This is a genomic window from Gaiella sp. (assembly GCF_035710885.1).
Taxonomy (GTDB): Bacteria; Actinomycetota; Thermoleophilia; order Gaiellales; family Gaiellaceae; genus Gaiella.
Map to the genome: position 1 here is coordinate 24,788 of NZ_DASTCS010000003.1, position 12,640 is coordinate 37,427.

Sequence of the window (12,640 nt, forward strand, 5' to 3'; positions counted from 1 at the left end):
GCGGACCGCAGGGCATCGGTGGCGACGCGGACGGCCGCGCGGCTTTCCCGCAGCCGGGCTCGCCTCAGGGCCTCACGGTGGCCACGAGCGCGTGGGAGCCGGCGCCCGTGCCGATCTCTGCAACCGCCACCCGGGGATGTGACAGCCAGCGCTCACGGCGGATGTCGGGCTCACTCTCCTCGTCGCCGAGCCCGGCGATCACCACGGTCGAGCCGGCGACCGCGAGGCCGAGGACGGCGTCGGGGTCGTTCTGCGCCCGACCGCCGTCCACGAAGATCAGGTCGAAGGGCGCGTGCTCCGCAAGGGCAACGCGCCAGTCTCCCTCGAGCACGTGCACGTCGGGATCGTCGGCGAAGAGCTCCGCGGCTGCCTTCGCGAGCTCCTGGTCGATCTCGGCGGTGAAGAGCGGCACCCCTGGCCGGAGCGCGGATACGAGCCAGGCCGTCCCCACCCCCGCGCCCGTCCCGATCTCCGCGACGCGCTCCACGCCCCGGCGGCCCGCGAGCACGTGGAGCAGCGTGCCGACCTCGTCCCGGCAGCCCTCGCGACCCGTGCGGGCGGCCGCGGCCCGGGCGCGGCCGACGAGCGGCGGCGGCGTCACGGCTTCGATGCGACCACCTCGTCCGTGGTCGTGAAGCGCACGCCGCGCTGCCGCCATTCGGCGAGCGCCCGCTCGACCCGCTCGTCGGAGAGCCCGCGCGAGGCGTCCTCGACGAAGGCGACCGGGTAGCCGCGCGCGCGCAGGCCCATGATCGCCGCGTGGTTGCAGACGTCCGTCGCGACGCCGAAGACGAGCACCTCGCTCGGTGCGAGTGCCTCGAGCAGCGGCTCGAGGTTCGGGTTCGAGAAGGCGCTGTAGGTCTTCTTGAGGAGCAGCAGCTCGCGGCGGTCACCGACGAGTCGTGGGAGGTGGCTTGGCGGATACGGCGTCAGCGAGATGGGCAGCGGGTCACGCTGCGCGGTCTCGGGGATCTTCGCCGCGCCGCGCGTGCCGCGCAGGCAGTGAGGCGGGTAGGTCGCCTCGAAGTCGGGCTCGTCCGAGATCTCGGGGTCGGTGAGCTCGTGGTCGTCGGCGGTGGCGAGGTGCGTGACGCCGTGCTCCTCGGCCCAGCGCACGAGGCGCGCCATCGCCGGCGCCGCCGCCTCGGCGTCGGGGACGGGGAGCTTCCCGTCGGCCCGGACGAAGTCGACCTGCGTGTCGACGTCCCAGAGCAGCGGGCCGCTCATCGCGAGGCCGAGGCGAACTCACGCCGTGGCCCGTACTCCCATCCCTCGCGCCAGGCGAAGGGCTCGACGACGAGGCGTTCGAGCGGCTCTCCGCCGAGCAGGTGGTCGAGCGCCCAGCGGGTCGCGGTGTGCCCGATCAGGAGGATGCGCTGCCCGGGGCGCTCGACGAGCAGCCCGTCGAGCAACTCCTCCACGCGGGCCACGGCGTCGCGGTAGCTCTCGCCTCCCGGGAACGGCTCGTCGACCCGGAGGGGCCGCTCACGCTCGACGACGTCGACCGGCGCGCCGTTCAGCTCGCCGTAGTCCACCTCGCGCAGGCGCCAGTCGAGGACGACGGGGATGGCGGCACCCGCGAACGCGATCTCGGCCGTCTCCACGGCGCGTGACAGGTCGGACGTGAAGACCGCGTCGACGCCGTCCTCCCTCCGGCGCTCCCCCAGCTCGCCCGCGAGCTCGCGCCCGCGGCCGGACAGCGTGCCGCCGAGCCAGCCGGTCGCGACACCCCGCTCGTTGTCGGTTGTCAGCGAATGGGTCTCGAAGACCAGCTCGACGCTGCCCGTCACTCGACCAGCCCCAGCCGCTCGTTCGGCCGGAACCGCCGACCGACCTTCGCCGTCTCACGGCCGTCCGCCATGACGATGTCCGCGGTGAAGTCGTTCTCGCCGCGGATCAGAGAGGAGCCGACGCCGTACGCGTCGACCGGGACGCCGAGGCGCTCGAACGACTCGATCTTCTCGACCGTGAAGCCGCCCGACGCGACGATGCGGACGTGCTCGAAGCCGTCCTGGTCGAGCGCCGCGCGCACCTTGCGGACGAGCCGCTCGTTGACACCGCGCGGGTCGAAGTCGCCCATCTCGTCCCAGAGTGCGCGGTCCACGAGCTGGCTGGACGTGTCGAGGCGGACGCCCCACAGCCGTGGGCCGAGCGCGCGTGCGACGTCGAGCGCAGTGCGGACGGAGTCGTTGTCGTAGTCGACGAGGACGGTGATGTGGAAGTCCTCGGGCGCCCAGTCGGCGAACTTCGTCGCGGCGAGCACGGTGTTGCCGCCGTACGCCCCGATGAGGGAATGCGGGACCGTCCCGACGCCCCGTCCGCCCCACCAGGACGCCTGGGCGTCGGACGTGACGCCGATCTCGGCGCCCAGGATGGCGCCCGCCACGTGCGCGGCGTAGCCGTCGCCCGTCTGCACGCGGTGGTGGTCGTGGCGCGCGGGCATGAAGATGATCGGCTTCCCGTTCGCGGCCTCCAGGACGCGAGCCGTGTTGGTCGCGATCAGCGTGCGACGCGCCAGCGTGCCGAGCACGACCGTCTCGAGGTGCGAGAAGGTCGTGTAGTCGCCCTCGATCGTCATGACGGACTCCCAGGGCTCGACCAGGTCGCCGTCGCGGAGCGCGTGGACCGTCAACCCCGGCCAGTCGTGGGAGCAGAGCTCGAGGATCGCGATTGCCTCGTCCATCCCGCCGAGCATCGCGTGCTTGCGCTGGAAGACCTGCATCAGGACGCGTGGGCGCCGCCCGTCGTGGAGCAGCGCTGCCCGTGTGTGGTTGAAGTAGGCGTCGCTGTAGTAGCCGTCGCGCATCTTCTCGACCGGGAGGTCGAAGATGGACGGGTCGAGGCGTTCTCCCCGCTGTCGGGTGGGGACGACCGTCACGCGGCGGCCTCTTCGGCCGCGAGCACCGCCTGGAGAGCCGCCTCCGCGACCTCGAGTTGCGCGTCGCTCGGCTCGCTCGTGGACAGACGGCGCTGGAGCTCGGTGCCCGGGCGTGCCAGCGCCCGGGAGAGCCGCTTGTCCGGGTTCCGGCTCATCCAGCCGAAGACCTCGACCGCGGCCCCGATCGCGCCGACCGCGCCGACGACCCGCGCGGCCGTGCGGTGCCGCGCCGGCGCGAGCTCCGCCGCCGCACCTGCGAGCGCTGTCGCGATCGTCAGCGGCCCGACGAGGTGCGAGCCGCAGCGCTCGTGCTCCTTCGGCGCGCGCTCGCCGGTCTCGTACGACCCGATCGAGACGTGCTCGGCGCCGTGGTACGAGGTCAGCTGGTCCCCTCGCAGGGCGACGAGCGCCGGCACGATCGACGCGATCACCACCGCGGCCTCGCGCGGGACGAGGGGCAACGACGATCGTCGGAAGAGGCTTGCGCTGGTCGACGCCGCGACGAGCGCGACGGCCACCGCGGGCCGCTCGAACGGCAGAGCCGCCTCCGGCAGTCCCCGCTTCATCGCCGGGAGCACCGCGAACGCCTCGGCCAGCCTGAGTGGGCCGCGCACGAAGGGCATGGTCACCCGTCCGCCCAGACGTGGCTTCGGCCCCGACGCCGTCTTGATGGTGCCGTCCGGCAGGCGGACGGCAGCGCCCCACGTCTGCGGCCCGTGGACGAGGACGCCGTTCTGGAGCGCCATGCCGCCGAGGCGAAGCTTCTCCATGCCGGGGAGCGTAGCGAGCACGCCGCTTCCCGCGGCTGCGCGCAACGACACTAGCCCGGCGGCGGGGCCGCGGCCGGGGCCGTCGTGCGGGTCAGGCGCCGGCCAGCCGGCGAAGCGCGGGCTGGAGCGCCGCAGCCGCCTCCCGGCTCCCGTACTCCCTCCCGTCGAGGGCCGTGATCGGCATCACCTCGCGGACGGACGACGACGTGAACGCCTCGTCGGCCGCGAGCATGCGCCGGAGCGGGTAGCTGCCCGTCTCGACCTCGTAGCCCGCCTCCTCCGCGAGCTCGAGCAGGGCGGCGCGGGTCTCGCCCGCGAGGATCCCGAGCTCGAGGGAGGGAGTCACCAGCAGCCGCGCCTCGCGCCACCAGACGTTCGTCACCGTCCCCTCGAGCACCGTGCCGTCGAGGTCGACGAGGACGGCGTCGTCGGCTCCCCGGCGCTTCGCCTCCGCCTCCGCGGCCGCGTGGGTCGCGTAGCTGACCGACTTCGTGCCGGGCAGAAGCCACGGCGCCGAACGGCGGGGGAACGCAAGCGAGACCAGGCTCTGGCCCCTGGCCCGCGCGGGCTCGATCCACTCCGGGATCCCGGAGACGAGGGCGATCGCGGTGGGCTCTCCTCCCGGCGTCCCGGGCGTCCAGTAGAGGCGCAGGACCGCGTCCGGGGCACCCGCCGCGCCGAGAGCGGCATCGGCCAGCTCGCGCAGCGCGTCGGGGTCGGGACGCGGCAGCCCGAGCCGCTCGGCCGATCCGACGAGGCGAGCGACGTGCTCGGCGAGCCTGAACGGCCGTCCGCCGTACACGCGCAGCGTTTCGAACGCCGCCCGGCCGCGCGAGAACCCCTCGTCCTCGACCGCGACGACCGCCGCACCCGGGTCGACGACCCCGCGCCCGCCGACCGCCGCCGCCAGGAGCCGGCCGCTCACCGCCGACCGCCTGCTCGTGGAGGGCGTGCTCGTCCTAGGGCGGGCGCCGCGGCGTCGAGCGGTGCGCCGATCGCCTCCAGGAGCGGGGCCGCCTTGACGAGCGACTCGGCGACCTCCTCGCGCGGGTCGGAGTCCCAGACGATGCCGCCGCCCACCCACAGGTGGATCCGGCCCTCGGCGACGGCGAACGTCCGAATCGTGAGCGCGAGCTCCACGTCCCCGTTCCCGTGCACGCGGCCGAGCGCGCCCATCGAGGCGCCGCGCCCGACGGGCTCGAGCTCCGCGATCAGGTCGACCGCCGCGATCTTCGGCGCACCCGTCACCGATCCGCCCGGGAAGAGCGCACCGAGGAGCTCCGCGAGCCCGACCTCGGCCCGCGCCTCGCCCTCGACCGTCGAGACGAGGTGTTCGACGCCGGCGAGCGGCTCGGCGACCATCAGCTCGGGCCAGCGCACGCTGCCGGGGACGCAGACGCGCGAGAGGTCGTTGCGCTCGAGGTCGACGATCATCACGTGCTCGGCCGCGTCCTTGGCCGAGGCGAGGAGCTCGGTCCGCCCGCCGCGGGGCCGCGTCCCCTTGATCGGCCGCGTCCACACCCGCCGCCCGCGCCGGGTGACGAACAGCTCGGGCGAGGCGGAGACGATCGCCCAGCCGTCACCCTGGAACAGGCGCCACGCGCTGTCGCCCAACGGGTCGTCGTTCGGTTGTGTCAGGGGGGCGAGCCGGGAGGCGAGCGCGGCCGGGGAGCCCTCGAACGGGGCCGAGAGGTGCTGCACGAGGTTGACCTGGTAGACGTCGCCCCGGGCGATCGCCGTGCGCACTGCGGCAACCGCGAGGGCGTAGTCGTCCTCCGGCCACGTCCGCCGCCACTCTCCGATCTCGTAGCCGTCGTCTCCGTTGTCATCTCTGACACCAGGATGCACGATCGTTCGGACGGCGCACGCGGCGAGCGGCAACCTGCACGGCTCGGGTGGGGAGAGCCCCCGCGTCCGCCTGATCGTGTCCGAGAGGCCGTACCCGAGATAGAGATCCGCGACGAGCTCCTCGCCGCCGCGCTCGAAGAACCCGCGGCTCCGGAGCCAGGCCTCGATCCGCTCGAAGGCGCCGTCGGGCTCGTGCACCTCGAGCACGTCAGCCTCCGGCGCGAAAGCGCCGCAGAAGCTCCACGAGCGAGGCCGTCGACGGGTCGAGCGTCGCGTCGGTCGGCCCGCCGGCGACCGCGGGAGCGAGCCCGACGGCAAGCTCCTTGCCGAGCTCGACTCCCCACTGGTCGAACGAGTCGATGCCCCAGATCACCCCCTGCGTGAAGACGACGTGCTCGTAGAGGGCGACGAGGGAGCCGAGCGCGAAGGGCGTCAGCCGCTCGAGGAGGAGGAACGTCGACGGGCGGTTCCCGGGCATCTCCTTGTGGTGCACGAGCGCCTCGGGGGTGCCCGCTTCTCGCAGCTGACCGGCAGGGCGCCCGAACGCCAGCGCCTGCGCCTGCGCCAGCGCGTTGGCGAGCAGCAGGTCGTGGTGGTCGCCGAGAGGGTTGAGCGACGAGGCGAAGGCGATGATGTCGACGGGCACGAGGGCGGTGCCCTGGTGCAGCAGCTGATGGAAGCTGTGCTGCCCGTTCGTCCCCGGCTCACCCCAGACGACGGAGGAGGTGGCGACCGGCACGGGATCGCCGTCGAGCGTCACGCGCTTGCCGTTCGACTCCATCACGAGCTGCTGGAGGTAGGCCGGGAACCGCGCCAGGTACTGCTCGTAGGGGAGGACTGCATGCGTCTCGGCCCCGAAGAAATCCCGGTACCAGACCCCGAGGAGGCCCATCAGCGCCGGAAGGTTCTGCTCGAGCGGCGCCTCGGCGAAGTGCAGGTCGACCGCGTGGAACCCGGCCAGCATGTCGTGGAACGCGTCGCGGCCGATCGCGATCATCGTGGAGAGCCCGATCGCCGAGTCCATCGAGTAGCGGCCGCCCACCCAGTCCCAGAAGCCGAAGGCGTTCGCCGGGTCGATGCCGAACTCGGCGACGGACTCGAGGTTGGTGGAGACCGCGACGACGTGCTTCGCGATCGCGCTCTCGTCGCCGCCGAGCCCGTCGAGCAGCCACTGTCGCGCGCTGCGCGCGTTCGTCATCGTCTCGATGGTGGTGAACGTCTTCGAGGAGACGATCACGAGCGTCTCCGCCGGATCGAGGCCGCGGAGGGACTCCACCAGGTCGGTCGCGTCGACGTTCGAGACGAACCGCAGGGCGAGGCCGCGGTCCGAGTGGGCGCGGAGCGCCTGGTACGCCATCGCCGGACCGAGGTCCGAGCCGCCGATCCCGATGTTGACGACTGCCCGGATGCGCTTCCCGGTATGGCCGAGCCAGTCCCCGGAGCGCACGCGCTCCGCGAGCGCGGACATCCGATCGAGCACCTCGTGGACGTCACGGACGACGTCGCGCCCGTCCACGACCAGCGAGCGGTCCCGCGGCATGCGTAGCGCCACATGGAGGGCGGGCCGGTCCTCGGTGCGGTTCACGTGCTCACCGCGATACATCGCATCGCGCCTCTCGGGAACTCGCCGCGCGGCCGCGAGCTCGACCAGCAGCGCGATCGTCTCGGCCGTGACCCGGTGCTTCGAGAGGTCGGCGTGGATCCCCGCCGCCTCGAGCGACAGGCGATTCACGCGGCGCGGGTCTTCGGCGAAGAGATCCCGCAGGTGCCGTTCGCGAACGGCGGCGTGGTGCCCGTGGAGCGCCTGCCACGCCGGGCTGGTGGTGACGGTGTCGGTCATCTCCCGGGACGGGTCGCGGTGCGAGGGCCGTAGACTCGAGTGACTCTAGACGGACGGACGCGGGAGGGAGCGATGGCCGCGAGCACGCCGCTCGAGCTCGGGATGGTGGGCCTCGGACGGATGGGGGCGAACCTCGTGCGACGCGCGATGCGCGACGGCCATCGCTGCGCGGGCACGGACGTCAACGCCGACGCGGTGCGCGGGCTCGCCGGGGAGGGGATGACGGGCGCAGCCTCCGCGGAGAAGCTGGTGGAGATCCTCGCGCCGCCGCGGGCCGTCTGGGTGATGGTGCCGGCGGGGGAGATCACGGAGCGAGCGGTCGCCGAGCTGGGGACGCTGCTCGAGCCCGGGGACACCGTGATCGACGGGGGCAACACGCGCTACCACGACGACATCCGGCGCGCTCGCGAGCTCGGCGAGCGCGGGATCCACTACGTCGACGTGGGCACCAGCGGAGGCGTCTTCGGCCTCGAGCGGGGCTTCTGCCTGATGGTGGGCGGGGAGATCGGTCCGGTCGCACGGCTCGCGCCGCTCTTCGCCTCCCTCGCGCCGGGCCTCGATGCCGCGGGGCGGACGGCCGGCCGCACGGGCGACCCGGCAACGGAAGAGCTCGGCTGGCTCCACTGCGGGCCGGCCGGCGCAGGGCACTTCGTGAAGATGGTGCACAACGGGATCGAGTACGGGCTGATGGCCGCGTACGCGGAGGGTCTCAACCTCCTCCACCACGCAGGCGCGGGAGACGTCGCGCGCGCGTCCGACGCGGAGACCGCCCCCCTCGACAACCCGGACCACTACCGCTACGACCTCGACGTGGCGGCGATCAGCGAGGTCTGGCGTCGCGGGAGCGTCGTCGCCTCGTGGCTGCTCGACCTGACCGCAGCGGCGCTCCACGAGTCGCCTGCGCTGGATGGGTTCGGTGGGCGGGTGTCAGACTCGGGGGAGGGGCGGTGGACGTCGATCGCCGCGATCGAGACCGGCACCCCCGCCCCCGTCCTCACAGCAGCGCTCTTCGAGCGGTTCTCCTCACGCGGCGAGGCGGACTTCGCGAACCGCGTGCTGTCGGCGATGCGCAAGCAGTTCGGGGGGCACGCCGAGAAGCCGACGGGCTGAGACGACCTGCAGCGACCGGCCGGCCGGGCCGGCCGGTCACCCCTTGGAGCGGCTTCCGGCGCCGGCCCGGTCGGCAGAGGTCTCAGTCGCGGAGCGGCACGGCGTAGGCCGGCATCGGTGCCCCGGTCGCACCGCGGAGCTTGAGCGGGAAGCCGAGGAATGCGAACTCGTACTGCTTCTCGGCCGCGATCTCGTTCATGTCGACGACCTCGATGATCTGCGCGCCCGCGGTGGCGAACATGTACGCGTGCACGGGCAGGAACACCTTGTCCTCCTCGGAGGGCAGCACCTCGAGCCCGATCGTGTCGCCTGCGATACACATCGCGCCGACCTCCTCGCAGAGCCATTTCGCGGCCGGGAGGCCGATCCCGGGCGTGTTCACGAGGTAGCCGTCGAAGTCCGGCCAGACGTTCATCCGGCCGGTCCGGACGAGCACGACGTCTCCCCTCCTGAGCTCGACCCCCTGCTTCTGCACGGTGTCCTGCAGGTCCTGAGGTGTGATCGCGTAGCTGTCCGGGAGGACGTCCACACCGTGCGTGCCGGCGACGTCGAGCAGGACGCCGCGCGCGATCACCGGCGGGTACTTCTCGAGCCCGCCCTTGTTCCAGATCCGGCTCCCGAGGTCGCGGTCGGCCTCCCAGCCGTTCCAGAACTTCCCGTGGAAGCCGAGGTGGTTGAGCGTGTCGATGTGCGTCCCGCAGTGCGTGTACATGTGGATCGAGTCGCCGCAGTACGAGTACGCCTCGTGCACGTCGGAGCCGACGCCGGAGAGGTTGTCGTTCACCGACCCCTGCGGCGTGTGCGTCATCCAGATCCCGTACCCCGGGTCGCCGGCCGCGACCCACGACGGCATCCCGATGAAGTACTCGACGTTCAAGTCGAAGACGTGCGTCCCGTCCAGGTGGCCGAGGATCGCCGCGTTCGTCTCGGGCGTGATCCAGTTGAGCCGGCCGATCTCGTCGTCCGGCCCCCACGGGCTCTTCGAGACCTTGAGCCCGTCCTTCTCCATGACTGCCTCGTAGACGAGGCTCTCCTCGGTCGTCGCCACCGTGAAACCTCCTTCGGACGTGGTCTGCCGAGCCTACTCCAATGCCTACCGCCGACCCAGCGCACGGGAGATAATCGGGGCCGTGAGCGACCTCTCGGCGGTCCTCGACGACCTGCTTGCCGCCACCGGCGCCGACCGGGTCACCCTGAGGCGCGACGTGCCGGGTGACTACCGCTTCCCCGTCGTCGAGGAAGCGCTCGCGCCGGGCGCCGGATCACTGCGCGACGAGCGCTCGGTGCACTTGCCGACGCAGCCCGTCGTCGCCGAGGTCGCCCGCGGACGGCAGGTGGTGCAGGACGACTGCCGCGCAGCCCACGACGACCCCGCCTTCCAGCGCATGCTCGACACCTACGGCGGGCTCGCCGCGCAGATCGTCACTCCCGTGATGGCGGACGGCAGGCTCGAGGGAATCGTCTCGGTCCACGAGCTGGGCGCGCCCCGGAGCTGGACGCCCGCCGAGGTCGCGGCAGCGGCGGCGGCCGCCGAGCGGATTCGGGCGCTGCTGTGAGGATCGGGCCCGAGGACGGCTGGCACAACCGCTGGCATCCCGACCTGGCCCCGACGGTGTCCGTCCGCCCCGGGGAGGCGCTGACGCTCGAGACCCGCGACGGCATCGACGGCCAGCTGACCCGCGAGAGCACGCATGCGGACTGCGCGACACCGGATCTCGGCCTCGCGCATCCGCTGACGGGCCCGGTGCACGTGGAGGGCGCCGAGCCCGGGGACGTGCTGGAGGTGAACTTCGTCGGCTACGAGACGCCGGGATTCGGGGTCAACTGCGTGATCCCGGGCTTCGGCTTCCTCGCGGACGTCTTCGACGAGCCGTTCCTCGTCCCCTGGGAGCTCGACGGCGCCGTCGCCCGCTCCCCGGAGCTGCCGGGGATCGCCGTCCCGGCGGTGACGCACGCCGGGGTGGCGGGCGTCGCGCCGTCGCACGCCCTGATGGAGCGGCAGCGCGAGCGGGAGGAGGCGATCCGGGCGGCCGGCGGACCGGTCGCCGATCCGCAGCCCGAGAGTGCCCACCCGACGACCGCCGCAGACGGCCTCCGCACGATCCCACCGCGTGAGACCGGGGGGAACCTCGACATCCGCCGGCTGACGGCCGGAGCGACGCTGCTGCTCCCCGTCCACGTCCCCGGAGCCCTGTTCTCGCTCGGGGACGTGCACTTCGCGCAGGGCGACGGGGAGGTCTGCGGGACCGGAATCGAGATCGCGGCAGCCGTCACCGTCCGCTTCGGCCTCCGCAAGGCGCCGCGCGTCGCCCAGGCGTTCCCCGCGTACCTGGCGCCCGTGTCACCCGGACGCGCAGTGTTCGCGACCACGGGCATCTCCGAGACCGCGGCGATGGACCTGACGCAGGCCGCGCGTGCGGCGCTGCTCGCGATGATCGACTGGCTGGAAGCCGAGCACGGTCTCTCGAGGCCCGCCGCGTACTGTCTCTGCTCGGCCTGCGTCGACCTCCACCTCTCCCAGGTCGTCGACGTGCCGTACCCGCTCGTCTCGGCGCTCTGCCCGCTCGACATCTTCGAGGCGGGCGGCGCATCGCGCTGATCAGCCGGCCACCGCGATCGCTTCGATCTCGAGCTCGAGCTCGGGGAGGGCGAGCGACGTCACCTCGACGATCGTGTCCGCGGGGTACGGCGGCGTGAACCACTTCCTGCGCAGCTCGACGATCCTCGGGAAGTTCGCCATGTCGGTGAGGAAGATGGTCACCTTCACCACGCGGTCGAGGCTCGAGCCGCCGGCCTCGAGCACACGTTTCAGGTTGCTGAACACCTGCTCTGCCTGAGCGTCGAAGTCGCCGAGGCCGACGAGGCCGCCCTGCTCGTCGATCGCCGCCTGACCCGAGATGAACAACAGGTCGCCGACGCGAAAGCCCTGCGAGAGACGGAAGGGCTCGTACGGGTCCGGGTCGAGCTCGATCGGGGCGACGTCTGTCACGTCGAGATCATCTTCTTCTCGACCCCGACGCCCGCAGCCACCGCGCGCTCGTACTCGAGCGGCACCGTGGCGGAGTCCTGCAGCGCGATGCCGGTCGAGTCGAACACCGTGATCTGGTCGTCCGACTGCCTGCCCTCGAGCTCGCCGCAGATCACCTTGCCGATCTCGCCGGCCACGTCGTCCTCGCTGAACACGCCGTCGCGCAGGGGAACGTTGATCTCGCCGTCCTCGCGGCACTGACGGATGTCGTCCACGAAGACCCGGCCGCGCTGCAGCAGGCCGGGGTGCAGCTCCTGCTCCCCCGCGAGGTCGGCGCCGAGCGCCGCGAGGTGCGCCCCCGGCTTCACCCAGGCCTCGTCGACGATCCAGCCGCGCGCATGCGTGCCGGTCACGATCACGTCCGCCCCCTCCACCGCGGTGCGCACGTCCGTCGTCCCGGCCAAGGCCAGGTGCGGGTACTTCGGCGCCTCGCTCGCGAGGAAGCGGTCGACCGATTTCTGCGAGCGGCTCCAGATGCGCACGTCGTCCCAGTCGAGGACGGTGTCGCAGGTCGCGAGCGTCCCCTGCCCCACGCTGCCGGTGCCGAGGATCGCCAGCACCTTAGAGCCTCTACGGGCAAGCCAGCGCGCCGAGACGGCGGCCGAGGCGCCCGTGCGCATCAGCGTGTGGTGCGAGCCGTCGCAGATCGCGAGCGGAAAGCCTGTCTCCGGGTGCGTGTAGACGAGGATCGAGAACACCGCCGGCAGGTCGAAGCGGCCGTTGTCCTCGCGGATCGAGACCCACTTGCACGCCGCCGACTCGGGCTCCTCGATCCACGAGGGCATCACCTCCCACTCGCCGCGGTAGCGGTCGAGCACGATGTGGCCCTTCGGCTCCATGTAGACGCGTCCCAGACCGTGCATCCGGAATGCGTGCTCGACGCAGTCGACGTACTCGGACGGCGTGAGCAGACCGACCATGTCCGAGCGCCCGAGGATCAGCGTCTTACGGCTCCGCCAGCTCTCCACCCGACGAGTCTAGATCGCGCTGGACGAGATCGACGAGCCATGCGGCGTCCGGGAAGGACAGGAGGCGGCGGCGTGCGCGGTCGAGCTGGCGGCGTGCCCGGCGGTCCTCTCCGGTCTGCGCCCTGTACCCGGCCGCGGCAAGGTGGTGGAGGCCGCGAACGAGCTCCTCCCGTTCACCGGCAAGGCCGAAGACCCGCG

15 protein-coding genes are annotated in these 12,640 nt (G+C 72.5%); 3 read left to right on the forward strand and 12 right to left on the reverse strand.

The genetic code is table 11. From position 1 onward, the window contains the following. Nucleotides 1-64: 64 nt before the first annotated feature. The 8 genes from VFO26_RS01435 to pgi all read right to left on the reverse strand — a co-directional run bounded on the left by VFO26_RS01435 (nucleotide 65) and on the right by pgi (nucleotide 7,336). Complete coding sequence (locus tag VFO26_RS01435) at nucleotides 65-601, reverse strand: O-methyltransferase (protein WP_325113086.1); 537 nt, start codon at nucleotides 599-601, stop codon at nucleotides 65-67. Further along, nucleotides 598-1,227: an isochorismatase family cysteine hydrolase gene (locus VFO26_RS01440; RefSeq protein WP_325113087.1), complete on the reverse strand. Its 630-nt coding sequence runs from the start codon at nucleotides 1,225-1,227 to the stop codon at nucleotides 598-600. The genes VFO26_RS01435 and VFO26_RS01440 overlap by 4 nt, the downstream gene beginning before the upstream one ends. Then, entirely contained in the window at nucleotides 1,224-1,790 is a 567-nt protein-coding gene (locus tag VFO26_RS01445; protein ID WP_325113088.1) for a histidine phosphatase family protein, read from the reverse strand. Before VFO26_RS01445 ends, VFO26_RS01440 begins: the two co-directional genes overlap by 4 nt. Further along, on the reverse strand, nucleotides 1,787-2,878 hold the full coding sequence (locus VFO26_RS01450) for a hypothetical protein (RefSeq protein ID WP_325113089.1): 1,092 nt from the start codon (nucleotides 2,876-2,878) through the stop codon (nucleotides 1,787-1,789). Before VFO26_RS01450 ends, VFO26_RS01445 begins: the two co-directional genes overlap by 4 nt. After that, entirely contained in the window at nucleotides 2,875-3,648 is a 774-nt protein-coding gene (locus tag VFO26_RS01455; protein WP_325113090.1) for a DUF1385 domain-containing protein, read from the reverse strand. The genes VFO26_RS01450 and VFO26_RS01455 overlap by 4 nt, the downstream gene beginning before the upstream one ends. Nucleotides 3,649-3,739: 91 nt before the next feature. After that, complete coding sequence (locus VFO26_RS01460; protein ID WP_325113091.1) at nucleotides 3,740-4,573, reverse strand: aminotransferase class IV; 834 nt, start codon at nucleotides 4,571-4,573, stop codon at nucleotides 3,740-3,742. Further along, nucleotides 4,570-5,703: an anthranilate synthase component I family protein gene (locus VFO26_RS01465; protein ID WP_325113092.1), complete on the reverse strand. Its 1,134-nt coding sequence runs from the start codon at nucleotides 5,701-5,703 to the stop codon at nucleotides 4,570-4,572. Before VFO26_RS01465 ends, VFO26_RS01460 begins: the two co-directional genes overlap by 4 nt. A gap of 1 nt (nucleotide 5,704) precedes the next feature. Beyond that, a complete protein-coding gene (gene pgi, locus VFO26_RS01470; RefSeq protein ID WP_325113093.1) occupies nucleotides 5,705-7,336 on the reverse strand; it encodes a glucose-6-phosphate isomerase in 1,632 nt (543 codons plus the stop codon). A 72-nt stretch (nucleotides 7,337-7,408) separates the two neighbouring features. On the opposite strand from pgi, the gene gnd reads away from it, so the two are divergent. Continuing rightward, nucleotides 7,409-8,446: a phosphogluconate dehydrogenase (NAD(+)-dependent, decarboxylating) gene (gnd, locus tag VFO26_RS01475; protein ID WP_325113094.1), complete on the forward strand. Its 1,038-nt coding sequence runs from the start codon at nucleotides 7,409-7,411 to the stop codon at nucleotides 8,444-8,446. Nucleotides 8,447-8,528: 82 nt separating this feature from the next. On the opposite strand, the gene VFO26_RS01480 is transcribed toward gnd, so the two are convergent. Beyond that, nucleotides 8,529-9,494: a cyclase family protein gene (locus VFO26_RS01480; RefSeq protein ID WP_325113095.1), complete on the reverse strand. Its 966-nt coding sequence runs from the start codon at nucleotides 9,492-9,494 to the stop codon at nucleotides 8,529-8,531. An 82-nt stretch (nucleotides 9,495-9,576) separates the two neighbouring features. On the opposite strand from VFO26_RS01480, the gene VFO26_RS01485 reads away from it, so the two are divergent. Next, nucleotides 9,577-10,002, forward strand: a complete 426-nt coding sequence (locus VFO26_RS01485) for a GAF domain-containing protein (RefSeq protein WP_325113096.1) — start codon at nucleotides 9,577-9,579, stop codon at nucleotides 10,000-10,002. Continuing rightward, nucleotides 9,999-11,045: an acetamidase/formamidase family protein gene (locus tag VFO26_RS01490; RefSeq protein ID WP_325113097.1), complete on the forward strand. Its 1,047-nt coding sequence runs from the start codon at nucleotides 9,999-10,001 to the stop codon at nucleotides 11,043-11,045. The genes VFO26_RS01485 and VFO26_RS01490 overlap by 4 nt, the downstream gene beginning before the upstream one ends. Here the strand turns inward: VFO26_RS01490 and VFO26_RS01495 are convergent, their stop codons facing one another. The 3 genes from VFO26_RS01495 to VFO26_RS01505 form a co-directional block, all read right to left on the reverse strand. Continuing rightward, nucleotides 11,046-11,435, reverse strand: coding sequence for a RidA family protein (locus tag VFO26_RS01495; protein ID WP_325113098.1), 390 nt, complete (start codon nucleotides 11,433-11,435; stop codon nucleotides 11,046-11,048). Continuing rightward, the gene (locus tag VFO26_RS01500) at nucleotides 11,432-12,442 is read right to left on the reverse strand and encodes a hypothetical protein (protein WP_325113099.1); all 1,011 of its coding nucleotides are present in this window, start codon (nucleotides 12,440-12,442) and stop codon (nucleotides 11,432-11,434) included. The genes VFO26_RS01495 and VFO26_RS01500 overlap by 4 nt, the downstream gene beginning before the upstream one ends. Beyond that, nucleotides 12,420-12,640, reverse strand: a 221-nt coding sequence (locus VFO26_RS01505) for a hypothetical protein (RefSeq protein ID WP_325113100.1), incomplete at its 5' end; no start/stop codon positions are given. The genes VFO26_RS01500 and VFO26_RS01505, both read right to left, overlap by 23 nt.

Bases quoted from the DNA above. Each gene is read 5' to 3' on its own strand.
- VFO26_RS01440 (WP_325113087.1), bottom strand. From the start codon at position 1,227: ATGAGCGGCCCGCTGCTCTGGGACGTCGACACGCAGGTCGACTTCGTC.
- VFO26_RS01455 (WP_325113090.1), bottom strand. From the start codon at position 3,648: ATGGAGAAGCTTCGCCTCGGCGGCATGGCGCTCCAGAACGGCGTCCTC.
- pgi (WP_325113093.1), bottom strand. From the start codon at position 7,336: ATGACCGACACCGTCACCACCAGCCCGGCGTGGCAGGCGCTCCACGGG.
- gnd (WP_325113094.1), top strand. From the start codon at position 7,409: ATGGCCGCGAGCACGCCGCTCGAGCTCGGGATGGTGGGCCTCGGACGG.